Source organism: Mycoplasma seminis (assembly GCF_030718845.1).
Lineage (GTDB): Bacteria > Bacillota_I > Bacilli_A > Mycoplasmatales > Metamycoplasmataceae > Mycoplasmopsis > Mycoplasmopsis seminis.
In genome coordinates, this window is sequence record NZ_CP132191.1 from 546,569 (window position 1) to 571,715 (window position 25,147).

At 28.2% G+C, this 25,147-nt stretch carries 19 protein-coding genes; 14 read left to right on the forward strand and 5 right to left on the reverse strand.

Translation table 4 applies throughout. From position 1 onward, the window contains the following. Positions 1 to 1,842, reverse strand: a complete 1,842-nt coding sequence (locus tag Q8852_RS02410; RefSeq protein WP_305937595.1) for an endonuclease — start codon at positions 1,840 to 1,842, stop codon at positions 1 to 3. Between the two features lie 249 nt (positions 1,843 to 2,091). Here Q8852_RS02410 and Q8852_RS02415 point away from each other — a divergent pair, with 249 nt between their 5' ends. Further along, positions 2,092 to 2,502 carry a hypothetical protein gene (locus tag Q8852_RS02415; RefSeq protein ID WP_305937596.1) on the forward strand — a complete coding sequence of 137 codons (411 nt, stop codon included), beginning with the start codon at positions 2,092 to 2,094 and terminating at the stop codon, positions 2,500 to 2,502. 86 nt (positions 2,503 to 2,588) lie between these two features. Then, complete coding sequence (locus Q8852_RS02420; RefSeq protein WP_305938402.1) at positions 2,589 to 3,137, forward strand: IS30 family transposase; 549 nt, start codon at positions 2,589 to 2,591, stop codon at positions 3,135 to 3,137. Positions 3,138 to 3,290: 153 nt separating this feature from the next. On the opposite strand, the gene Q8852_RS02425 is transcribed toward Q8852_RS02420, so the two are convergent. Further along, positions 3,291 to 4,529 carry a lipoprotein 17-related variable surface protein gene (locus tag Q8852_RS02425; RefSeq protein ID WP_305937597.1) on the reverse strand — a complete coding sequence of 413 codons (1,239 nt, stop codon included), beginning with the start codon at positions 4,527 to 4,529 and terminating at the stop codon, positions 3,291 to 3,293. Positions 4,530 to 4,716: 187 nt separating this feature from the next. On the opposite strand from Q8852_RS02425, the gene deoD (Q8852_RS02430) reads away from it, so the two are divergent. The 7 genes from deoD (Q8852_RS02430) to Q8852_RS02460 all read left to right on the forward strand — a co-directional run bounded on the left by deoD (Q8852_RS02430) (position 4,717) and on the right by Q8852_RS02460 (position 15,171). Continuing rightward, positions 4,717 to 5,421, forward strand: coding sequence for a purine-nucleoside phosphorylase (gene deoD, locus Q8852_RS02430; RefSeq protein WP_305937598.1), 705 nt, complete (start codon positions 4,717 to 4,719; stop codon positions 5,419 to 5,421). Between the two features lie 215 nt (positions 5,422 to 5,636). Further along, the gene (deoD, locus tag Q8852_RS02435; protein WP_305937599.1) at positions 5,637 to 6,341 is read left to right on the forward strand and encodes a purine-nucleoside phosphorylase; all 705 of its coding nucleotides are present in this window, start codon (positions 5,637 to 5,639) and stop codon (positions 6,339 to 6,341) included. Positions 6,342 to 6,343: 2 nt separating this feature from the next. Then, positions 6,344 to 7,639 (forward strand): pyrimidine-nucleoside phosphorylase, encoded by a 1,296-nt coding sequence (locus Q8852_RS02440; RefSeq protein ID WP_305937600.1) that lies wholly within the window; start codon positions 6,344 to 6,346, stop codon positions 7,637 to 7,639. Positions 7,640 to 7,651: 12 nt separating this feature from the next. Then, positions 7,652 to 8,314, forward strand: coding sequence for a deoxyribose-phosphate aldolase (gene deoC / locus Q8852_RS02445; protein ID WP_305937601.1), 663 nt, complete (start codon positions 7,652 to 7,654; stop codon positions 8,312 to 8,314). Positions 8,315 to 8,543: 229 nt separating this feature from the next. After that, a complete protein-coding gene (locus Q8852_RS02450) occupies positions 8,544 to 8,804 on the forward strand; it encodes a hypothetical protein (protein WP_305937602.1) in 261 nt (86 codons plus the stop codon). A 26-nt stretch (positions 8,805 to 8,830) separates the two neighbouring features. After that, entirely contained in the window at positions 8,831 to 10,192 is a 1,362-nt protein-coding gene (locus Q8852_RS02455) for an IS1634 family transposase (protein WP_305937603.1), read from the forward strand. Positions 10,193 to 10,458: 266 nt separating this feature from the next. Next, positions 10,459 to 15,171: a hypothetical protein gene (locus tag Q8852_RS02460; RefSeq protein WP_305937604.1), complete on the forward strand. Its 4,713-nt coding sequence runs from the start codon at positions 10,459 to 10,461 to the stop codon at positions 15,169 to 15,171. Between the two features lie 52 nt (positions 15,172 to 15,223). Here the strand turns inward: Q8852_RS02460 and Q8852_RS02465 are convergent, their stop codons facing one another. Next, a complete protein-coding gene (locus tag Q8852_RS02465; RefSeq protein ID WP_305937605.1) occupies positions 15,224 to 15,442 on the reverse strand; it encodes a hypothetical protein in 219 nt (72 codons plus the stop codon). Between the two features lie 184 nt (positions 15,443 to 15,626). On the opposite strand from Q8852_RS02465, the gene Q8852_RS02470 reads away from it, so the two are divergent. Further along, positions 15,627 to 16,085: a hypothetical protein gene (locus Q8852_RS02470; RefSeq protein WP_305937606.1), complete on the forward strand. Its 459-nt coding sequence runs from the start codon at positions 15,627 to 15,629 to the stop codon at positions 16,083 to 16,085. 5 nt (positions 16,086 to 16,090) lie between these two features. Next, complete coding sequence (locus Q8852_RS02475) at positions 16,091 to 16,903, forward strand: IS3 family transposase (protein WP_305938403.1); 813 nt, start codon at positions 16,091 to 16,093, stop codon at positions 16,901 to 16,903. Positions 16,904 to 16,913: 10 nt separating this feature from the next. On the opposite strand, the gene Q8852_RS02480 is transcribed toward Q8852_RS02475, so the two are convergent. Both Q8852_RS02480 and Q8852_RS02485 read right to left on the reverse strand, forming a co-directional pair. Continuing rightward, a complete protein-coding gene (locus tag Q8852_RS02480; RefSeq protein WP_305937607.1) occupies positions 16,914 to 21,077 on the reverse strand; it encodes a lipoprotein 17-related variable surface protein in 4,164 nt (1,387 codons plus the stop codon). 89 nt (positions 21,078 to 21,166) lie between these two features. Beyond that, the gene (locus tag Q8852_RS02485; protein ID WP_305937608.1) at positions 21,167 to 22,132 is read right to left on the reverse strand and encodes a TMEM164 family acyltransferase; all 966 of its coding nucleotides are present in this window, start codon (positions 22,130 to 22,132) and stop codon (positions 21,167 to 21,169) included. A gap of 453 nt (positions 22,133 to 22,585) precedes the next feature. Here Q8852_RS02485 and Q8852_RS02490 point away from each other — a divergent pair, with 453 nt between their 5' ends. From Q8852_RS02490 to Q8852_RS02500, 3 genes are read left to right on the forward strand one after another with little or no spacing between them, the layout of a single operon-like run. Continuing rightward, positions 22,586 to 23,020 carry an MraZ-related protein gene (locus tag Q8852_RS02490; RefSeq protein ID WP_305937609.1) on the forward strand — a complete coding sequence of 145 codons (435 nt, stop codon included), beginning with the start codon at positions 22,586 to 22,588 and terminating at the stop codon, positions 23,018 to 23,020. After that, positions 23,007 to 23,915 carry a 16S rRNA (cytosine(1402)-N(4))-methyltransferase RsmH gene (rsmH, locus tag Q8852_RS02495; protein ID WP_305937610.1) on the forward strand — a complete coding sequence of 303 codons (909 nt, stop codon included), beginning with the start codon at positions 23,007 to 23,009 and terminating at the stop codon, positions 23,913 to 23,915. Before Q8852_RS02490 ends, rsmH begins: the two co-directional genes overlap by 14 nt. A gap of 14 nt (positions 23,916 to 23,929) precedes the next feature. Further along, on the forward strand, positions 23,930 to 25,138 hold the full coding sequence (locus Q8852_RS02500; protein ID WP_305937611.1) for an MAG3720 family protein: 1,209 nt from the start codon (positions 23,930 to 23,932) through the stop codon (positions 25,136 to 25,138). Positions 25,139 to 25,147 lie beyond the last annotated feature (9 nt).

Here is a 25,147-nt window from a genome sequence, read left to right on the forward strand (position 1 = left end):
TTAACTTAATGGTTTTGCTTCAATTAATGTTCCTAAATTATGGAATGGTTTTGGATTATCACCAAAGATATTTTCGTATAAGTTAGGATAGTCAATAAATGGGTTTCTTATTTCTTGAATTTTAGCTGTTTCATTATTTCTTGTTACATCAAACGGATCAACAGGATCTTTAGCATCTCAATTAATATAGGTATTTAAATAGTGAGATTGAATATATGGGAACGCTGGTTTAAAGATAGAACCTGTACCACGTTGTAAGTCAACATCATTATATGTTACTGTAAAGTATAAATATGCTCTAGCAATATCCCCTTTAAATGCATCAATTGGTTCAAAAGCAGTTGTACCAATGTTATTTGTACCTAATTTAGAACCATTTTTTGATGTTCATTCAATATTAGAAACAACATTATCATGTGGATTATTGTCACGTATTCTATTTACAACAATATCTGTTGGGAAAACATGATTACCATCGTTTCTCTCAATTTCTCAAGCTTTTTTACCACCAAATCATGATTGTGGAACAATATGTTCTCTGTTAGTACCTTCTCCTTCATCATTTGCATTATCCTTATATTGATATACTTTATATGTATAAGGATCTTTTGCACTTGGATTTTCAGAATAAACATCTAATAAAGTACCATCTTTTTCATAATAGAAATCTTTAAAAGCATTTGAATTGTAAATTTTAACTAGTCCATTTTTTCCATATCCATCTTGTCCAGGTTTAATACCACCTAAATGTGATTTTTGAATATTTAATAAAGCCTTAACTAATTCTTCACCACTTTTTCCTTCTGCATCCTTGTAATAATTGTTTTTATCATCATAAACGTATTGATATTTATAAGCTAAAGTTGTATTAACTTTAGGAAGTTCAATTTTACCTCCATCAGCCGGTGTAGTTTTAGGAGCTTCTTTTGATACTTCTAATTTGAGCTTAGTTGTATATACTTTGTCTAAATATTTATATTTATCCTTGGTTGTTTCAATAGCTAATTTATATTTAATTATTAATTCAGATGAATCTTGTTTAAACTCAAATTCTAAATTACTATTTGGGTATACATCGCCTTTTTTAGTTGTGAATGTAGTTTCTTTTGTGTTTACAGGTCTAATATTTGAGCCTTTAGCTTTTTCAATTAATTTTAAAAACTCAATTCCACCTTTTCTTTTTGTACCGATATTTTTAGATTCACGGTTAAAATAAATAATATTTTTGTTTTTTGAATCTTTTAAATAATTAATAACTTCATCATTAATTGCATTTGGAATTACTTCAAAAATTGCATTTCCTGTTTTAAGAGCTGTATCTTTTAATTCATCATCTTGAGGAGTTTTATCATCATCATTTGGATTTATAACTTTAGTTTCACCACTTTTTACTTTTTCTGTTCCAGAATCTGTGCTTATTTTTTTATCTGGAGCTGGTTGTTTATTTTCTTTCCCATCTCCTGGTTGCTCTGTAGCAGCTGGTGTCGTTTTAAATCCATCAATTTGTACAGATTTTGAAGCTTTTACATTAGCAAATTTAATTGATTGAATTTCGTAAGGAATTGTTAATATTCCAGTTGTATCATTTCCCGCTAATGTTCCCATTGTTACTTTAAATATTTTTTTATCAAATCCATCTAAAGTAATTTGTGACGCTTGAATTGTTGAAGCAAGTGTATTTGCTTTATCAACACCTTGAGCTAATGTAGCTTTAACAGTTGTTTTTTCCATTTTTTCTTTAACTGAAGCTTCTGTTTCTTGACTACATGAAACTGCAGCAATAGGAAGGGCTAAAGCTGAAGCTCCTGCTAGTGATAATAATAAAGTTTTAAATTTTTTCATAAATCGTCCTTTCTTAGTCTTTTTTGACCTTATATTATTTAAATTTTATTCCTTTTTAAAGTAAATTAAAACATTTCCATAAAAAATGTGGAAATTTTCCACATGCTCATTGCAATATGCAGTGCAACACTTTTATTAGTTTATAATAAAAGTGGAGCACTTTTTTGCGCTCCACTGAAAACCCCTGAGAAAGGATTTCGCATACATTATACAAGAATTACAGCAAAAGTAAGATATGTAATAGAAGCTTTGTTAAAAGAAAATTTTAGTATATCTGAAATTGCAAAAATTACTGGATTTTCAAAGAGCTCTATATCTAGAGAAATTACATACAATGCTGATTTATACGGATATACGGCTGACTATGCACAATATAAACATGATATTAGGAATAAGTGAAAAGCTTATTTTAAGTTACGCAATAAAATCGAAAAATATCCAAATTTTACAAATGTTTTTATCGATAAATTTAATAAACGTTCATTTGGAGTTAAACTGACACATACATATATTAAGTTTAATTATAATTTCAAAATGCCTTCATATAGAACTGTTTTTAATTGGATAAATTCAAACGCTTGAGAAATCACAAAAGAAGATAGATTGAGACGACATTATAAAAAGGAGGAAAAAGAACTAAGAGCGCAGTTGAATCTCTAGTTGGTGCAAGATGAGTTAGACCATTTTGAACTAGACCTCAAAAAATAAATGATAGGTCAGAATTCGGTCATTGAGAAGTTGATTTTATTGTCGGAAAATCAGGAAAGGAAAACTATAACTTGTTAACTTTTACAGAAAGGAAAACAAGATACGGAATAATTAAAAAGATAAAGGGTAAAAATCCATGAAATGTTGCAGAGGTTTTATGAAATTTAATTAGAGAAAAACAATTAAATGTTAAAAGCATAACAGCTGATAATGGATTTGAGTTCTCAAAACTTTTTTATCTAGGATATAGGCTTCAAATTATTATTTATCGTGCAGACCCATATGCTTCATTTCAAAAAGGAGGTAATGAAAACTTTAATGGTTTAGTTAGAAGATTCTTTCCAAAAGGCACAAATTTTAATAATATTTCTGAAGAAGAAATATTGGCTGTACAAACGAAAATAAATAATATGCCTAGGGAAATTTTCAATTGACAATCAGCTGATGAACTATTCTATGACTGAAATTATTATAAGGATAAATGGACACCAATACCAGGTGATGAACGCTTTTTTATCAGAAACAATCTAAAAAGAAAATCGAATACTGCAAAAAACAAATTTTTTAAAAATAAAAGCAAATTTTAGGGGTTTAAAAAATATCCGGAATTTCTCCAGATATTTTTTCTGTTGCAATGCACATTGCAATTAAGAATGTGGAAATTTTCCACATTTAATAAAAAATATAAAAAAGCAGGTATTTTTAACATTTTTACCTACTTTTAATAAACTTATTACTAACTATGCAGCTGGTTTAGCTTCTGTTTCTTCCCCGCTTGCACCATTTGAATTATCTGTAGTATTTGCTGGTGTAGCTTTAGTAAATTTTACATCTAATGTGTATGGTTGTGAGAATGTATATTGTCAAGGTTTTGTTTCCTTATTAACTGATACAACTCTGTATGACATTGTAAATGACAACGTTTCAGGGTTAACATTTGTTACATATAAATTAGCTGATGGGTTTACAAATTTTACTGAAGGGTCTTTTTTGTAGAAAATTGATTTTTCTGATGATAATTGTAAACCATCTTGCACAATAGGTTCTGTAGATAAATCTACATATTTACGATTGATACTTACACTTAATTTTCTAGTACCGTGATAGAAACGTATAAAAGGATTTTTGTTTTTAGCTAAGATTCCAAATAAAGAATCAATTATTTTAGCATCAGTTGTTAAGTGTAAGTCTTCTAATGTTAATGGTTTTAGTGCATCAACTTCTTGTTGTGATGTTGGTTTAAATCCACTTACAGAAATTTCTTTACTATCTTTTACATTTACATCAGCTTTAGATACCATTTCTACATTGAATTTAATTGCACCTGCTGAATTATCACATGTTGTGCTTGTAATACTTGCTGTATATTTTTCAGCATCATATCCACTTACTGTTGCTTTTGAAAGTAATTCTGAATATGCAGAAGCATTTGTTGATGCTTTATTTTCTAATTGGTCTGAATTGATATTTAGATCAATGTTAGCTTTATTTAGTTCAGCTTTTAAAGCAGTTAATACATCTGATTCTTGTTTTTCTCCAGCTGCTGGTTTTTCGCCTTCTTTTCCATCAGCAGGTTGTTTGTTATCTTTCCCATCTCCTGGTTGCTCTGTAGCAGCCGGTGTTGTTTTAAATCCATCAATTTGTACAGATTTTGAAGCTTTTACATTAGCAAATTTAATTGATTGAATTTCGTAAGGAATTGTTAATATTCCAGTTGTATCATTTCCTGCTAATGTTCCCATTGTTACTTTAAATATTTTTTTATCAAATCCATCTAAAGTAATTTGTGATGCTTGAATTGTTGAAGCAAGTGTATTTGCTTTATCTACACCTTGAGCTAATGTAGCTTTAACAGTTGTTTTTTCCATTTTTTCTTTAACTGAAGCTTCTGTTTCTTGACTACATGAAACTGCAGCAATAGGAAGGGCTAAAGCTGAAGCTCCTGCTAGTGATAATAATAAAGTTTTAAATTTTTTCATATTTTTCTCTCCTCTTTGTTATCTATCTTCATTATAGAAAGATATAGCAAACATATCTCAAAAAAGTCATAAATGTGGAAATTTTCCACATTTAGCTGGAAATTGTGGAAAATTTCCACATGTTTTGCTGCTTTACCCCTTAAAATAAAAGTAGTTATTTTAAGTAAATTAATATATAGGAGGCAAGATGACACCACACATTAGTGCACAAAAAGGAGAAATAGCTAAAACAGTTATTATGCCTGGGGATCCTTTAAGAGCAAAATATATTGCTGAAACTTACTTAGATCCTGGATACAAATTAGTTTCTTCAGTTAGAAATGCTTATATTTTTACCGGAACATACAAAGGAAAACCAATCACAATTGCTTCAAGTGGAATGGGTATAACTTCAATGGGAATTTATGCTTATGAACTTTTTAGCGTTTATGATGTTGATCGTATTATTCGTACCGGGTCAGCTGGTTCATATAAAGCTGATTTAAAACTTTATGATATCGTAGCACCAAGCGAAGCAATTTCAGATTCAACTTCATTTAGAAGACTATTACTTGGAAAAGAAGAAAAATTATCTTATCCTGATACAGAACTTAGAGATGAAATTCTTGCAATTGCAAAAGAAAAAAATGTTGAAATTAAATCAGGAAGAGTGCATACCACTGATTCATTTTACTCAATACTACCTTTTGAACAAAGAATTGCAGAAACTGATGCAATTTGTGTTGAAAATGAAGCACATGCACTTTTTACAGTTGCTCAAGCTTTAGGTAAAAAAGCTGCAGCAATTGTTACAATTAGTGAAAATTGAATTACTCGTGATCACACTTCAGCAGAGCAACGTCAATTTACCTTTAACAAAATGATGGAAATAGCATTAGAATTAGCGAAATAATAAGCTTTTTATACTTCCTTACTTTAGTAAGGAGTTTTTTATTAGTTGAAAAATTTAATTTAATTATCTAATTAAATTAGCTTATGGAAACATAACACAAAAGCAGTTAAGAAACATTTGCAAAAGTTTAACTTTTAGCGTTTAAGTGCTAAAATTATATTGACTATTAAGTCCAAAATGTCATATCATTTTAATTATTATAGGAGGTTATTAATATGACACCACATATAAATGCAAAACAAGGTGAAATCGCTAAAACAGTTATTATGCCTGGGGATCCTTTAAGAGCAAAATATATTGCTGAAACTTACTTAGATCCTGGTTTCAAACTTGTAAACACAGTTAGAAACGTGTTTATGTACACAGGAACATACAAAGGAAAACCAATTACTGTTGCAGCAAGTGGTATGGGATGTCCATCAATCGGAATCTACTCATACGAACTTTTCAAATTTTACGATGTAGACAGAATCATTAGAATTGGATCAGCTGGATCATACAAAGCTGATTTAGGATTATACGAAGTTGTTCTTGCTTCAGAAGCTTTCGCAGATGCTGACGCTTACAGAAGAATCGCTTTAGGAAAAGAAGGAAACATTGCTTACCCTTCAACAAAATTAAACAAAGAAATCGAAGCTATTGCTAAAGAAAACGGAACACCACTTACAGTTGGTAGAGTTCACTCTTCAGACGTATTCTACTCAGTTGTACCAGTAGAACAAAGAATCGAAGAAACACAATCATTATGTGTTGAAATGGAATCATACGCATTATTCACAAATGCTGAAGTTTTAGGTAAAGAAGCTGCTTGTTTATTAACAATCAGTGACAACATTATTACACATGAAGTTACATCAGCTGAAGAACGTCAAACAGCTTTCACAAAAATGATGGAGATTGCTCTTAAATTAGCAAGATAATCATGCGTGTAGTAGATATTATCGAAAAAAAACGTTTAAACAAAGAATTAACAAACGAAGAAATTAAATTCTTAATTACTTCATATGTAAACAACGAAACTCCAGATTACCAAATGAGTGCTTTCTTAATGGCTGTAATGTTTAATGGAATGAACTCAAGAGAAATTGCTACAATGACTAAATACATGATGCACTCAGGTGACGTTATGGATTTATCAGCAATCCCTGGAATCAAAGTCGACAAACACTCAACAGGTGGAATCGGAGATAAAACAACACTTGCTGTTGCACCTATTGTTGCAGCATGTGGAGCTCCAGTTGCTAAAATGAGTGGTCGTGGACTTGGGCACACAGGTGGAACAATTGATAAACTTGAATCAATTCCTGGATTTACAGTTGAATTAAGTGAAAAACAATTCATTGAACAAGTTAAAAAACATGGTATTGCTGTTATTGGACAAAGTGCTACACTTGTTCCTGCAGACAAAAAATTATATGCATTAAGAGACGTTACTTCAACAGTTGAATCAATTCCTCTTATTGCATCTTCAATCATGTCTAAAAAACTTGCAACAGGTTCAAATGCTATCTTACTTGATGTTAAATGTGGTAATGGTGCATTCATGAAAAACCTTGAATCAGCACGTGAATTAGCTAAAACAATGATCAGCATTGGTAAAGAACTTAATGTTGATGTTAGAGCTGAAATTACTAACATGTCAAGACCTATTGGTAGAGAAATCGGAAACAAAAACGAAGTTCTTGAAGCTATGTGAACACTTCAAGGAAAAGGACCTGAAGATTTCAATGAATTAGTTTACTCATCATGTGCAACAATTTTAGAACAAGCTAAAATTGCTTCAAACCATGAAGAAGCACTTGCTATGGTAAAAGATGCTATTGCCTCAGGTAGAGCATTACAAAAATTCTACGAATTTGTCGAAGTACAACACGGAGATGTAGAAGCATTAAAATCACCTACATTCTGAAACCCTAAATATAAATTAGAAGTAATTGCTGACCAAGATGGTTACTTAGAAATATTTGATGCATTAACATTTGGTATTGTATCAATGAAACTAGGAGCAGGTAGAAAAACTAAAGAAGATTCTATCGATTTTGAAGCAGGAATTACTCTTAACAAGAAAACAAATGAAGAAGTTAAAAAAGGTGATGTTTTATTCACATTATATTCTTCAAAACCAATTGATGTTGAACTTGTAGAAGAACTTAAAAACGGATACAAATTTAACAAAGCTGAAGTGGAAAACAAAATTATTTTAGATAAATTAAAATAAGGAGAGAAAATTATGAATTACAACAAAATGATCGATCATACATATTTAAAACCAGAAGCTACTAAAAAAGACATTGATAAATTAGTAGATGAGGCTATTAAATATGATTTCAAAACAGTATGTGTTAACTCATCATGAGTAAAATACGTAGCTGAAAAATTACAAGGAACAGGTGTAGGTATTACATCAGTTGTTGGTTTCCCTTTAGGTGCAATGATTACTCAAGCAAAAGCACACGAAGCTAAACTAGCTATTGAACACGGTGCAGATGAAATTGATATGGTAATCAACATCGGAAGATTTAAACAAGGTGATTACGAATACGTATTAAACGACATTAAAAAAGTTAAAGAAGCATGTGGAACACACGTATTAAAAGTTATTATCGAAACAGCTTTATTAACAGAAGATGAAATTAGAAAAGCAACAGAAATCGTTATGAAATCTGGTGCAGAATTCATCAAAACATCTACAGGATTTAGCTTCAGAGGAGCTAACTTAAGAGATATCCAAATTATGAAAAGTGTATGTGGAGATACTTTACTTATCAAAGCTGCTGGTGGAATTTCAAACATGGATGATTTAATCGCTATGTATGAAGCTGGTGCTACAAGATTTGGAACAAGCCGTTCAGTAGCAATTATTGAAGGTAAAGAATCTAAAGGTGGATACTAATTTTCAATTAAATAATATAAACATCAGTTCACGCTGGTGTTTTTTCATAGAAACTTTTTTGGTATAATACTAAAAATTTTTCCTGAGTTTCGGAGTTTTAGTTTAAAAATTCTATAAAAATTCAAATTAATTAAGATTTATATATCTATGATATATGGATTTTTAATTTACTTCTAAAAAAGTCCTTTTATTTACTTGTATTACTTGTATAAAATGGTATAATATAGACATGAAAAATAAGTTTATAGTTATCAAACACAAAAGAAAAGATTACACATATATTTCTGTTGCAACATCAAATGGTTATGGAAAAGGATATGGTAACCAAGTTGGTATTGGTAGATTAGAAAAATTAGAAGATTTATCATCAGATCCAATAAATGTAATAAAAAATGTTTGTGAAACATTATCGATTACTGATTCAAAAGAAAAAATCAAGCAAAGTATTATGTTCGCATTAAATTCTTCAAAACAGAAGTTTACAATGTAAACTATGGGATAAATATCCTTTATGATTTGATTAATAAATTCGAAATATTTGATGCACTCCCAAAGACAAGACATAAAGAGCTTAATAAAATTCTAAAATACACAATTGCAAGTAGAATAATTGATGCAAATAGTTATATTTCAATACATAAAAATAAGTATAAATATGAAGATGCCCCAAACACTAGCAAAGATAGTTATTATTCCTTATTAGATATTATCTATGATAATAAAGAAAACTTATTAAAAAGAATTAACGAAAAAGTTATTAAAAATACATCAAGAAAAGTTGAACTAGTTTTCTATGATTTAACAACTATGTATTTTGAAAGTTTTTCACGTTTAGGTCTTAGACATAGTGGTTATTCAAAAGATGGAAAATTTAAAGAAGACCAAGTTGTTGTCGGTATGGCTACAGATGAAAATGGTATTCCTATTCATATTGAAACCTTTAAAGGAAATACTGCAGATTCTAAAACTTTCATTCCTTTTGTATTAGAAATGAGCAAAATTTATGAAATAAAAAATGTAACAATAATTGCCGATAAAGGTATGTCTACATCAAGTAACATAAGATTTTTAGAACAAAAAGGGATAAATTACATAATTTCTTATCGTTTAAAATCAGGTGCAAAATCATTTAAAGATTTTGTTTTAGATGAAAGTAACTATGTAGGTGATGAAAACTTTAAATACAAAGAAGAAACAATTGTTTCTCTATACAATAAAAAACGTCCTAACGGAAAACTAAGACGTAGAATAGTTACATTTAGTAAGAAAAGAGCTTTAAAAGATAAAGCTGATAGACAAAACTTAATTGATAATTTTAATAAATTAAAAAACAAAAATGGATTAGTTGAAACCGGTAAATTAACTGGTGGAAAGAAATATAAATTCTTCAAAAAAGTTGGTAAAGCGTTTTATGAATTAGACTATAAAAAAGTTCAAGAAGATAGTCAATTTGACGGTTATTATATTTATGAAACGTCAAGAATGGATTTAACATCTGAAGAAATTGTTGAAATTTATGCAAAACAATGACAGATTGAAGAAAACTTTAGAACAATGAAATCATCATTACAAGTTAGACCTATGTATGTTTGAACAGATAAACATATTGAAGCACATATTTTATTATGTTTTATGTCTCTTGTTATCATGAAATTTTTACTTTACTCAGTTAACAAAACTCTAAAAGATACTGGCGTAATTGATAGATTTTCAAATGAAAGAGTTATAAAAGCAATTAAATCAGCTGAAAAAGTCGTAAAAGTTGTTGATGGTCAAATAAAAGAAGAAATTTATATACGAAATACTCAAAATTCAGATTATATTTCTGATTTTGAAACAATACAAACAATATTTTCAAAAATTGTACAAGTAATTTAGACATAAAAAATACGAATAGCCCTATTTTTAAGGACTATTCGTTTTTTAAGCCTTTAAAACTCCGAAACTCAGGAAGGTAAAGAATTTAAAGGTGGATACTAATTTTCAATTAAATAATATAAACATCAGTTCACGCTGGTGTTTTTTCATAGAAACTTTTTTGGTATAATACTAAAAATTTTTTTGCATTTTGCTATGCAAAGTACTATAAAATGTAAATATTGTTTATAATTATAGTAATTAGAAAACAAAAAATAGGAGATTTTATGAATAAAAAATTCAAAAAAGTATTAGTGAACTCTACACTAGCCGTTGGGGGGGTATCTTTACCTTTAGTATTCTCTCTTTCAGCTAGTGGAGATAAAACTGCTGCAGAATGGAAAACTGATGCACAAAAATTACTAGGGACATTATTATCACAATCATCTGAATTAGGTAATAAAGCAGGTGTAGATAGATCTCAATATGGTAATTTTGTTCAAGCAATGATGAAATTAGTTAATGGAATTACTTCAAAAGAAAAATATGATCTTTTTGAAAAAGCAGTAACAAAATTAATTGAATTAAATGCTCAATCAACAATTGTTTATCCAAATGGAAGTACAATAAAAAATTCTCAAGATTATAAAGATGCTGATGAAGATGCTAAAAAAGCATTTGATTCTGCTTATGATAATTTTGCGCCAAACAATTACTACACATTATTTGTAAGTAAAATTTTAAATGGTCCAGAAAAAAATCTTTGAGATGCTGCATCATCAGAAAGTTCTTCTTTAGAACAAATGCAAGAAGCTTTAGGACTTGTTAATAATTTCTTAATTCAACCTTACAGCGATAATTATGAAGCTTATATTAAAGCTTACAACGAATTAACAATTAGATATCGTCAACAAGCATTAAACAAACTAAATGAATGAACTACTTTAGATAACAAACAACCATTCATAGATGATTTAAATAAATTAAAACCAAATGCTAAAAAAGAATTAGTAGATCCAATTATGATTGCTGCTTTTGCACAAGCACAAAAAGATGTTGATGCTAAAATTTCAAATTTAAGCAACCTTTCAGAATCTCAAAAAAATGAACTAAAAACATCAGCAAGCAGTGCACAAATGACAGAATGAAGCGATGAGGCTTTAGCTGCTGTATTAAAATTAGCTAACGATTATGATGAGGTAGCAAGCAATATAAAAGATGAATTGAATAAAGAAAATTCATTAACATCTGAACAAAAAGAAAAATTATTAAATGATTTAGGAAACCAAGAAGTTTCAAAATTAGGTGCATATTTAGACCAAGTTAACAACTTAAATACAGCTATGACAGTTGCTAAAGAAAATTTAGAAAAATTTGACCAAGCTGCTTTTGAGTCTACACCAGAGTACTCTTTTGCACCACAAGATAAAATTACTGCATATCAAAATGCTTTAAATAAACTTAAAACAATGGGGCAAAGTGCCGATAATTTACCTTTAACTTCTGAAGCTGTATCAGCTATTGAAAAAGAATTCAGCGATGCTAAAGCCGCTTTAAACAAAGCTGGTCAAGAAGCTTTTGAAACAGCTAAAACAAATACTAAGAATGCTATTGATCAATTAGAATTCTTAGATCCTGATTACATTGCAAGTATTAAAGCAGATGTTGACAAACAAACATCACAACAAGATCTAGAAAACTTAGTTGCTAAATATAATGCTTTAGACTTACAAGCTAAAGAACTTATTGATGAAGTTGCTAAATACAATGGTTTAGAAAACAATGAAATTTACACAGGTTCAGATGCTGAAACTAAAGCTGTCTTTGATACAGCATTAAATGCTGCTAAAGCTGCTTTAAATGATAACAAACTTGTTAATGGTAAAACAAATGAAGAAGTTACAACACTTTTAAATAATTTACAAAATGCATGATCTAATTTATCAAACCAAAACTTTGACAACTTAAAGAAAAGTGTTTTAAAACATTTAGATACTTTAACAAACTTAACAGATAATCAAAAAACTGCTCTTAAAGATAAAATTAACGCTTTAAACGATACTCAAAAAGAAGATTTAAAACAAATTAAACAACAAGCTGATGATTTAAATACAGCTATGGGAACATTAAAAGAAGCAAGTGAAAAAATTAGTGAAGTTCAAAATGATAACAACATTAATTATGTAGCTGCAAGTAAAGAACAGAAAGATGCTTACGATACAGCTGCAAGTAAATTACAAAATGTTTTAAATCCTGAAAACTCAGCATCTTCAAATATTGAACCAAGTGCAATTAATCAATTAGTTACTGATTTAAATGATGCCGCAAGCAATTTAAATGGTCAAGCAAACTACGATAAAGATTTAACAGATATTTCTAAATTAGAAAACTTAACACCAGACCAAATTTCTGCTGCGCAAGACGCATATAAAGCAGCAACTAACAACGCTGGTAGAGCAAGTGCTTTAGCTGATGCACAAAGTTTAAATAAAGCTATGGGTACTTTAAAAGATTTAATCTCAAAACAAGACCAAACACAAAAAGATGCTAACTATAAATTAGCTTCAGCAGAAGCTCAAAAAGCTTACAATGATGCTATTACAGCTGCAAATAATGCTGTAACTACTCCAGATAAACAAAATCCTTTAGATGCTGCTAAAGTAGCTGAATTAATAAATTCTATTAATACAGCATTATCAGGATTAAATGGAAATAATGCATTACAACAATATCAAAAGCAAATTGATATGATGTCTTTCTTAAATCAAGCTGAAATACAACATTTTACAGATCAACTTAATAGCGCAGCAGATGCAACAGCAGCAGAAAAAGTTGTTACTGATGCAAAAGCTGTTAATGATGCAATGGAAAAATTAATTAACGCTTTAAATCCAGTTCAAATTAAAGTAGTTAAAGAATCACAAGCATTTAAAGACGCTTCTAAAGAAGCTCAAGATGCTTACACAAGCAAAATTAATGAAGCTATAAATAAAGTTAAAAACAATAATTTAAGTGTAGATGACATTAATGCATTACTTAAAGAAATTGCTGATGCTCAAAATGCTTTAGATGGAGCTGAACAATTAGGTAAAACTAAAGATGCAATTAAAGGTGAAATTGAAGCAAATGATAAATTAAATGCAGCTCAAAAAGAAGCTTTAATAAACCAATTAGCAGACCCTAATGTAAATTCAATTTCAGAAGCTAAAAAAGTTCAAGCAAGTGCAAATGCTTTAGGTGACGCTATGCAAGCATTAAAAGATGAAATAGCTAAAGAAAATACAGTTACAAATTCTCAAAACTATAAAGACGCTACAAACCAAGATGCTTATACAACACCACTTCAAGCAGCTAAAGATGCATTAAATACAAACATTGATGCTACTCAAGCAGGAAAATTACTTCAAGACTTACAAAATGGTACAGCTGTATTAAATGGTAATAATCAATTAAATGATGCTAAAACACAAGCAAATAACGCTATTGATGCATTAAATGATTTAAACGATGCACAAAAAACCGCATTAAAACAAGAAGTAAGCAATGCTGCAAATGTTGCTGATGCTAGTTCTGTAACTAAAAAAGCTCAAGCTTTAGAAACAGCTATGAAAGCATTAAAAGATGAAATAGCTAAAGAAAACGATGTAAAAGCAAGCATTGATTATACACAAGCTACAAACCAAGATGCTTATACAACACCACTTCAAGCAGCTAAAGATGCATTAAATACAAATATTGATGCTGTACAAGCAGGAAAATTACTTGAAAACTTACAAAATGGTACAGCTGCATTAAATGGTGAAGAAAACCAAGCTAAAGCTCAAGTTAACAATTCAACATTATTAACACCAGAACAAAAAGATGCTGCTATTAAACAAATTGAAGCTACAAATCCATTTACAGCTCAAAATGCTAGTGATTTATACAATTCATTATTACAACAATCTAAAGCTAATGCTACAGCTAAATTAGATGAATTAAGCAACTTATCACCTGAACAAAAACAAAACTACACAAACCAAATTGCTAATGCTACAGTAGCAGATACAACTACAGGTGAATTTGATGCAAATGTTGCTAATGCTTTAGCAAATGCAACAGCTGATAATGATGTTATCGGAAGTGCATTAAAAGAATTAGATAAATTAACTAACTTAACGCCAGCAGAAAAAGAAACATTAACTCAACAAATTTCTTCTGCTAACCCACAAGATGTTAAGACTTTAATTTCAAAAGCTACAGCATTAAACGATGCAATTACTAAATTAAATAATGATTTAATTAATTACTTACAAAGTGGAAATAAAACTGATGTAACTAATGATTTAAATACAATTAAAGCTAATGCAGTAGTAGTTAAAGATAAAGATAAAACAACTACAATTACACCTATTGATCAAATTAATAATTTAGTAGCTAATATTGATTCTACAATTGCTCTTAAAAATGCCTTAGATAATTACTTACAAGCTAACGTATCACTTCCAGGCTTTGATAAAACTGCAAACACTTTACAACAAGCAATTCAAAACCAACAAGCCGCTGTAGAACAACTAAAAGCTAACCAATATGCTCCATTACAAGGCGCTGCACAAGTTGCAATTACAAATGCTCCAACATTAATTGCAAATGCAAACTTAATTCAAGACTTAGTTAAAGCAATTCAAACAGAAAATGCCGATGAAACTAAGAGAATCTTAGGTGAAATGATTTCAAATCCTCAATATACATGAGCAAATGATTTATCATCATTGCTTTCAAGCAACAAATACTTTGATTTAATTGCAAAACTTGAACACAAAAAAGATGATAAAGATGCTTTAAGAAAATTAGAAAACTTAATTAAAGAATCTTCTGCTCCAGAAGTTGTAAAATCTGCACTTCTTAAGAATATTGCTAAAACAGGTTTAGGTGCAAATCTTAGATGACTTGCTGCTCTTATTCCTGGAGTTATTCTATTTTTAGTTGGATTAGGTCTTTACCTTAAGAAAAGAAAATAATATTTCATTAACGTCCTAAATCAGGGCGTTTTTGATTGACAAAAAAATCATGCTACTTAGCACGATCTTTCTTGCGTTTATAAACAATAAAGAAAATTATAATTCCAATAATAGGGATTAAAAACAAGAAGTATAAATAATTTAAATTATGATTTGAATTATTAGTTTTATCAGTAGATATTTGAGGTTTATGAATTGGTTGTTCAGTGAGAGAAATATTTTTAATATTATTTATTTCGCTTAAAATTGTTTCAAGCTTAATTGAATCCATTCCTTCTTGTTTTCATTGTTGAATTTGATTTATTAATTCTTGCTTTTGTTGATCGCTTAGATATTTGGAATTATGTAGTGAACCCCAAAATTTGTACCTTCATTCAATAACGGGTGCAAATGTATATGAAAAAACAAATGATTATTCAAAATATGTTTGAATTTAAGGAATTTAAACTCAAATTATGTGAATTCATAAAAAGCGTAAACTGAAAAATCCCATGATTTATTATTATGTGAATTACTATTTAAAATCAAAAACAATTGATGATTATTTACATTCTGTTTCGATTAAAGATTATGATGAATGAGTTATTGATGAAGAAATCGATAAGATTATTCATCATGAAAAAACAATTTTTCAATCTTGTGTAGATTTGAATTTATCAACTCATATTAGTATTGCAATGAAAGTTGTTGCTAAAAAGAAAAATTACTATAATTTAATTATGAGTAAAGAAAACAAAAACAAAGAAAAAACAATCGACTTAGAATATGTTAAAAGTTTAGAAAGAAAAATTGAACTTCTAGAAGCTGAAAAAGCATATTTCGCAACTTTAGATAGGATAGTTCAAAGCCGACTGAAGCAACCGTCAAAGAAAAAGCGCAAGCAATCTTTGAAAATAAAGAAAAATTCAAATTAGTTGATTTATTTGCTGCTTCGCAAATAAGAAAATCTCATTATTACTATTGAGAAAAACATTTTTTAACTCCTATTGATAAGGATTTTGAATTAAAAGAAACAATTCAAAAGATATTTGAAGAAAGTAACAAAACTTATGGTTACAGAAGAATCACTATGGAATTACACAACAGAAGTATTAATGTAAATCATAAAAAGGTTCTAAAACTAATGAAATTACTTAATTTAGTCGTTTATAGAAGAAAACATAAGAAATATTCATCTTACAAAGGACAAATAGGACCGATTGCAGATAATTTAATCCAAAGAAATTTCATAAGCAAGAAACCTTTAGAAAAGCTTTTTACAGATATCACAGAATTTAAACTTTTTGATGATTTAAAGGTTTATTTATCTTTAGTAGTAGATGGATTTAATGGTGAAATTTTTTATCAGCCGCCGTTTCATTGAGTTCCTAATTTACAATTAATAAAAGATACTTTTGAACCATTAATTAAAAGCAGAAATTTAAGTGGTTGCATAATTCATTCAGACCAAGGCTGACATTATCAACATAAATATTTTGTTAACTTATTAAAAGCTAACAATATTATCCAAAGTATGTCAAGAAAAGGAAATAGTCCGGATAATGGATTAGTTAAATCCTTATTTGGAACAATAAAATTGGAATTCTTTTACCCAAACAAAAACAATTTCACAAATCTTAATAATTTTGTGGAAAAATTATTTGACTATCTTGACTTTTATAACAATAAAAGAATTAAAATTAGATTGAAAGGAAAAACCCAATTGAGTACAGAAAAGATTTTGAAAATCTAATGGTACAAAATTAGGGGTTCAGTACATTATTAATTTCAGCTCTTTTTTCTATATAAACACGGTCTAATTCATTATATTGAACTATCAGTTGGATTAAATATTGAATTTGTTTTATTAAGAAATCCTTAAAATCACTGGCTTGTTTATATAAAGCTTCTTGTTGATTAAAATCTAAGTTATCAGCATTTTGTAATTTTTCAATTTGTTCTTGTTGTTGATTCTGCAACTTAGTTACATATTCATTGTTGATTTTAGGTATTTCTAAAGCTTTAATTTGTTTTAATAATTCTTCAAGATTTAAACGCATTTGTACTTGAGCAGTAGTTAAAAATCCACTTATAATTTGACCTTTATACTCTGAATATCCATTATAAGATATTTGATATTCAATGCTTAAATTACCATCAGTATTATTTGGTTTTAAAACTATATCCTTAATTTCAAAGCCTTCTTGAGATTGATTAGAAATTAAATCTTTTTCAGTTACAAGATTAGGTAAAATATCTTTATTTTTAACATTAAAGATAAATGAATTATAAAATGCACGATAATTATTTCATTGCTTAATTGACTCTTGAATGCTTGTATCTAGGTTTAAAAGGTATTTAGATATTTCATTTAATAAGCTTTCTAATTTAGTATATGAATATTGACTAAGTTGCTGCACATCTAATTTAATTCTACTTGCTAAGTATTTTTTAACCACTTCAGCATAAAATACATTATTTTTTAATTCATCATCATTAAGCTTTTTATCAATCTCTGAATTAATATTAACTATTTGAGCAACTAATTCACCACGATTATCTAGCTTATTTCCAGCTTGAATATAATTATTAAAAGCTCGAGAAATTTCTGGAGCATTTATACTGGTTTGAAGTAAATTATCCAATACTTTTTTAGCTGTGTTGTAGTTATCTTGGTCTACTTTATTTGCTGTAGGATAATAAATATCATATGTATTATTTAAATCCTCTTTTCGTTTTAGTATATCTAAAATTATATCTTTTAGATCATCAGCTCGCTTTCTTCTAGCATTAAACTCATCTAAATCATTGGATTGATTTAGAAAATCAATTACTGCAGATTTTTGCTTAAGTTGGTTAAATGAATTAACTACATTAGCATAATGTTCCTTAGCTAGATTAATTGCTTGTTTTATGTTTGAAATGTTTTTGAACGTTAATTCATCTATATCTTTTTTAATTAAAGTTTTTTCATAGTTAAAAATATCTGAAGAATTCAATTCTTGAACTAATTTATTTTCTTCTTGTTTAAGAATTGAATTAATAATGCTATCTCATTGGTTTAATTGCTCATTTGCTTGTTTAAATTGTTGAATATCTTTTGAATTATTAAGTACATTTTTTGCATTAGTATATTGTGCATTAAATTGCTCTTGAATCTCAGGACTTAAATAAGGATAATAATCTTTGTCTTGATATGAATTATATTTTGCAACCAACGCTTTTAATTCTGCAAAAGGACTAAATAAATCTTGAACTTGATTTTGAATCTTTTTGATTTGTTCAATATCGATTGAATCCAATGTAGTGTTAGCTAGTTGTAAAATAGTTGGATTTAATTCTTTTTTAGATACAGTTTTCACTCAATCATTTAAATTAAGTTTCTCAATTTCTTTAGCTATATCAAGATAATTATCAATTTCTGGTGAAGTTATATCATTAGTTTGTGTAATCTTGTCTTTTAATATTTCCTTTTGTTTATTAGAAATTAAATAATTATCAAGAGATTTAACTTTATTTAAATAACTTTCTTTATTATGCTCTAGGGTTATTTGTTCATTTTTAACATCATCAAAGGCTTTTTGCAATCCATCATAATCCAAAGGTTTTTGTGAATTATTTAATGTGTTTTGCAATGTTTCAACTAAAGCATTAAATGTTTCTTGAGATTGTAAAGGTTGTCTATTAAACATTAAATCTTGTTTTGTCACATTAATGTTATCTAGATATTGCTGTACTTGTTTTTTTAATTCCAATAATTCAAAATAAAGTTTAATATCTTGTTTTAATTTATCATAATTATAAGATTGAAATGTTTCTGTTATATCATCACTAAAAATTTTGAATGTGTCTCAATTTAAGTTATTTTCAGATTTAATTTTATTTAATTCAGCAATATTTTGTTCAACTTGTGCTTGAGAATTTTCTATAGTTTCAATTTCACTTTGAATTTGATTTAAAACTTCAAAATTATTTGGTAAGTTTTCGAAAACACTATTAGCTGCTGAAGCAAAATCTTGGATATTTCAAGAATTAATTTTATCTTGTAATCCTAAATTTAAATAATCAGGATTTTGTTGCGCTATTTGTTCTGAGATTGAATTAATATCTTTGATTCTAGAATTTAAATCAATAATTTGTTCTAATGTTGTTTGAAAAGATGTTATCGTTTCAATTGCTTGTTTTAAGTTAAATTCATTATTATTAACTTTTTCAGCTTCAAATTGATTAAATATCTTATAAGCATTTTTTAAACTATCTTTTAATTGTTCGTTATTAAATTCATTAGTGTCAACAAGTTCCGAAAAGCTTTTAAGTTCTTTTAGTTTGCTTAATAAATCATTGTAATCACTAGATTCATCTTTGAATTGATTAATTAAACCATCTAAAATTAGTTCGTTACTTTGTAAAGGACGAATAATTGTGTTCAATTTATTTAAATATTTTTCATCTAAATAAGCGGTAAAAAAGCTATCTAAAGCTTGAAAACTATTTTTTAACGCTTCAACCCGTTTTTTAAATATTTCCCATTCAGTTGTATAAGTAGATTTTTCAACAGTAATTTCAAAATTAAATTCATTATATTTTCTTTGCGGATAATAAGGATTTTTCCAAGTTAATTTATATGCATTAATTTTTACTTTTGAGCCTAGCTTAAAGAAGAAGTCGTTTCCGAAATTTAGTGTTTCTTCTTTAGTTCCATTAGTGAAATCAAAACTTTTAACCACCACATCATCAATTAAAACATCAATATGATAACCTTTAAAGTTATCTGCTGATAAATTAAATTCATTTGAATTTTCCCAAATGTGTTGTGGAGGAGTCATTGCTTCGTTTCACGGAAACTCATAACCTTTTTTCAACTGATCATCAGTCATGTAATAATTACGTTTAATAATACCTTCATTTAATCCAACAAAAGGGAAATCCATATAAACAAGTCCAAGTCTAGTAATTTTTTCTTCCTCAGAAGCTAAAAATTGCATAACATTGGGATTCATAATTTGAGCATAATTATCTGGGTGCATTCTAGCACTACCAGCTATTGAAGTAAAGTTTACAAATAATTCTTCATCAAATGGTTCTTGTGAAGATTTAACCGCCATAGCATCTCAAAGTTGTACTTTTTGTGCCGGTGTTACATTATCATAAACGTCTTGTTGTGTGGTTCTACGATCAATAAATTCATCATATAAAAATCCACCGATATGAGAAAGATTAACTAAGTAGTGTCAAAAGTTTATAATGATAATTTTTCCTCTAAGATTTTTTAAACTAAAATCTAAGTTAAAAGGATCTTCACCCTTAGGGTTAAATAAATATGAATTAATGCTTGGATCAGTAATTACCTTCATGTAATTATCACTAGCTTTTTTAGCAAGTGCTTGATTATGCACATCAAAGTTTTCATCTTTAACCCGCATAATAACAAATTCAGATGGGTTTTGTTTAACAAATTCAACCATTGTTTGCATTGTTTGCTGAAAATTAGTTTTTGAATATGTCACACCATGACGTAGATTTAAATCGCTATCAAGTCTAATATCAAAAGCTCTAATACCAGTAGCAAGCTGTTGATTAAAGTTTAAACTTTGCGTTCTTGCTATTGGTCAGCCAAATGTTCAAGCTCATCCACTACCATCTCACATTCCAGAATCATGCGTTCCAGGAAGAGATAATTCAAACAAGGTTTTTTTATCATTTACCCCTTGCATTCACTTTGAAAAAATTGCATACTCATCTAAATTTACTTTAGTTCCATTTAAGGTTTTGTCAAAGTTATAATATGATAAATTATCATCTAAATCTCATTTTTTCCAGTCATTTTCATTCCCGTTAGCTGATAGCAAAGTTAGACATGAAGTTATTGGAAGAATGCTTCCAAAAGTGGTTAAAAATATTTTTTTCTTTATACTGCTTCTTTTCATTATTCTTTCTCTTTTCTAAAAAGTGGAAAAACCACATATATCAATAATTTTAGCAAGCAAAAAGCATTTTTTAAAATAAAAAAGGCAAATTATTTTGCCTTAAAACTAGACATAAAACCTTTTGTACTTGGTTTTATTTCAATAAATTTTTTACCTTTTTTGAAGTTAAAACAAATTTTATCTTGCAAGTCAAAAATTCATGCTGCAAAATAGAAATATGCTAAACCAATTAGCATTAAAGTAATAAGAGATCATGGTCAGTGAAGTAATGGTCCAAGTAGATTACTAAATCCATTATACTGATCCATTCCACAATACATATAATTTGATTTTCATTCAATTGGTGCTAAAGCATCAGTGAATGCGTTAATTGTGAAGTTAACTAAGAAAAACGCTGCAAAAATTTGACTTTGGATAACAACATCTTTTTTAGACATTTTATAAGGATATAAAATTGAAACTACTAATGATGAAATAATCATAAATGAGTGTAGTCCAATCAAATCATAGAAGTAAACGTTATTTCAGGCTACGTGGTAAATTTTATCTTGACCAGCAACAAAGTTTTCGCCAAATGCACTAAATGTTTCATTTGGGGTAAAAACAATTTTAACATCTGGTATTGCTAAAGCTACAAATGCTCCTAAATAAGCCGGAGCAGCAACATACTTCATTCATTGAGTTTTATTCAGTAATAATATTATCCCAATACACAATCCAACTAAACGGCAAAAATGCAATGGAATTGATTCCCAAATTCTAGGATATGAAGTTAGCCCCATATTTAATGAACGTAAAAACATTCCTAAGAGTAATAAAAACCCAACACTGCGAATTAAGATTTCTTGAATCTTTGCACTAGGTTGATGTTTAATTCAATGTGCATAAATTTGTCTTTTAAATAATCAAAACAAAAAAACAAATAAAACAATAAAAACTAAATTAAGTTTCATTAAAATCAAAGTAATACTTAAGTTACCTGCATCATTTCCGTTTGTTCCAGTTCAAGATAAAAAACTATGTTGCAAGTACCAATATTTTTCTTCTCAGTTCATGAATTCCTTTCTGCTTAAATAAATATTAAATATTATATATTATAAGAACAATTTTATAGCAAATTTGGTTGCTACCACTCTTTGCCCATTATTGTTATTTTGAGTAAAAAATCTCGTTTATTTTTTAACTGGTTTTTAAAATTAAAATTAAAAGTTTATAAGTGATATGAAAACAAATTAAAAAATATTTTAAAATCCGCTATTTACAGATTAATTTTACAATTTTTTTGAATAAATTTTGCAAAAAATTATTTTTAGTTAAATTTAACTCTTAAAAATCAACTTTTTAGTGGCTTTTTATTTAATCCTACTCAAATTTTTGTGAAAAAAATTGCAAGCAATTTCCACATTTTTCCACAAATTTAAAAATTTATTAAAAATTTTTAAGATTTTATGGTACGACGTGTAAATTAATGGTAGAATTATGGTGGATAGTGGGAGGAAGTGGTAAAAATGTATGGATCACAAACACGGAATATCGATGATAAAAACAGAGTAGTATTACCTCCTGTTTTTAGAGACGAACTCGGAAGCAAACTTTACATTACCATCGGATTTGATGGGAATGCTGAAATTCGTTCCGAAAAGGGATTTCAATCTTACATTAGTATGATTGAAGATAAATCTAGATTTGATGTTAAAACAAGAACATTAGCTAGATATCTTTTCGGTAACACTTTCGAAGTTGTGCTTGATAACCAAAACAGAATTCCACTGCCTAAAGCTATTATTGAAAAGCTTGCTATCCAAAAAGAAGTTCTTTTTATCGGAGTAGGTTCAATTGTTGAACTTTGAGCTAAAGAAAAGTATGATGAAATTTCCAACCAATTTACTGTAGAAGATATGGCTTCACTAGCCCAATTCTTATCACAAGATGTCTCAAAGTAAATTACATTATTCAGTCATGCTAGAAGAAACAGTTAATTCACTAAATATAAAACCAAATGGTACTTATATAGATTTAACTGTTGGTATGGGTGGACATTCAGCAAAAATACTTAGCTTAATACCAAATGGTCTGTTAATTGCTTTTGATAAAGATGATTATGCTTTAGAGCAATCAAATAATCGTCTTAGCGCAATTAGAGATAACTTCAAATTAGTTAAAAGTGATTTTAAAGATATAAAATCCAAACTATCTGAATTAGGTATATATAAAGTTGATGGTATTATTGCTGACTTAGGAATTTCATCTCCTCAAATTGATCAAGCTGAACGTGGATTTAGTTATAACAAAGATGCTAAATTAGATATGCGGATGAATCAAGAACAACAACTATCTGCTTATGATGTGGTAAATTCATATCCTGAAGAGAAATTAGCCAAGCTATTATGAGATTATGCCGATGTAAAGCTTAATAAAAAAGTTGCGAAAGCTATTTGTAATGCTAGACCAATTTCAACCACATTGCAGTTAGTTGATGTTATTAAATCAGCCTATCCTGCAGCCTTATTAAGACAAAAAAATCCTGCAAAAGCTGTGTTTCAAGCTATCAGAATTGAAGTTAATAATGAACTTGAATCTCTTAAACAACTTTTAGATGATGCTTTAGATTTATTAAAACCTAATGGAACTTTAAGCATTATCACATTCCATTCACTTGAAGACAAAATGGTGAAAGATTTTGTTAAAAATCTCACCAAAAGTTCAATACCAAGTAAAATGCCTGTGATGGAAGAAAAAAAATACCTTGTTAAACAAGTTAAACCATCACAACAAGAAATTGAAGAAAATAATCGGTCACGTAGTGCTAAATTACGTGTTATCAAGAAGTTAGTTTAATATTGGAGGTAGTTATGAGTAAATATTTTGCAAATTTTCACATTCAAAATAACGAATGTAATTTTTCACTTATTAAAAATACTTACGAAAACTACCTAAATGTAAAATTTCCAATTCAACAACAAATTAACTTTGAAAACATTAACGATTTTATCTTATGACATCAAGATGTTATTAATAACATCAAAGATATTATTAAAAAAGAAAAACTTGTTTTAAATTATGTTTTTGATGACGAATTATTTCAAAATTTAGAGCAAAAAATTATTGTGAATAAATTAAATTGTCAAAGTATTAGTTGTGATTCAGCAACCTTAAGTAAGTTGTTTGATGAAAAAAACACAACCTTAAAACAAGCTAATGTAATTGAAGATTTTATTACAACTTCTCCAATTAATTATTTGATGCAAAACAATGAAATCATTAAGGAATATAAAAGCATTCCTTCAAATCGTATCGCACAAAACATTACACAATATTTAAGTATTTTTAAAACTAATTTAAATATTGCACAATTAAATGATTTCAAAGCTGCTTTCAAGCACGATTTAAATAACTGCGAAATTAATTATTTCCTTAGAACACAAGTTTTAGCAAACGGATTAAAGCAAAATCCAAATGCAAGCTTACTTGTTGATTTGCAACCTAACTACATTGCTTTTAGTGTAGTTAAAAACGGTGCAATTTTAAGTTATAAAAAAATTGCAAAAGGTTTTAAATCCTTAGATATCGCATCTCAAGGTAATTTATCAAAAATTAAATACTTAATTAATTCACAAAAGAACGACACAAACATGTCACAGGATGAAGAAATGTTATTTGATGCTAATAAACTTGCATCATATCACAATGAATTTAAAACAATGCTATTTAATTCTTTATCACAATATATCGCATTAAGTTTTAAAAATCCATTAATAAATAACCTAAACCATATTGCATTTACTGGTCAATTTGCTTGAATGGTTAAGGATATTGAACAAACATTTTTCTCTCTTTACAACAAAAACAATATGAGCGTTTCAATTCTAGCAAATAATAATAACTTTAAATTATTTGAATTAGACGACAAAATCTTGGAACAAGTAGTAATTGCTACTAATAACCAACAAATTGAAATGGTTCAAAATAATACTGTTACAAGTAAAATTGATTACACTCACCAAAAAAGCAAACATAGTGCATTTACTAGATTTATCAATAAATTTAATTTATTTAAATAGGAGAAACTC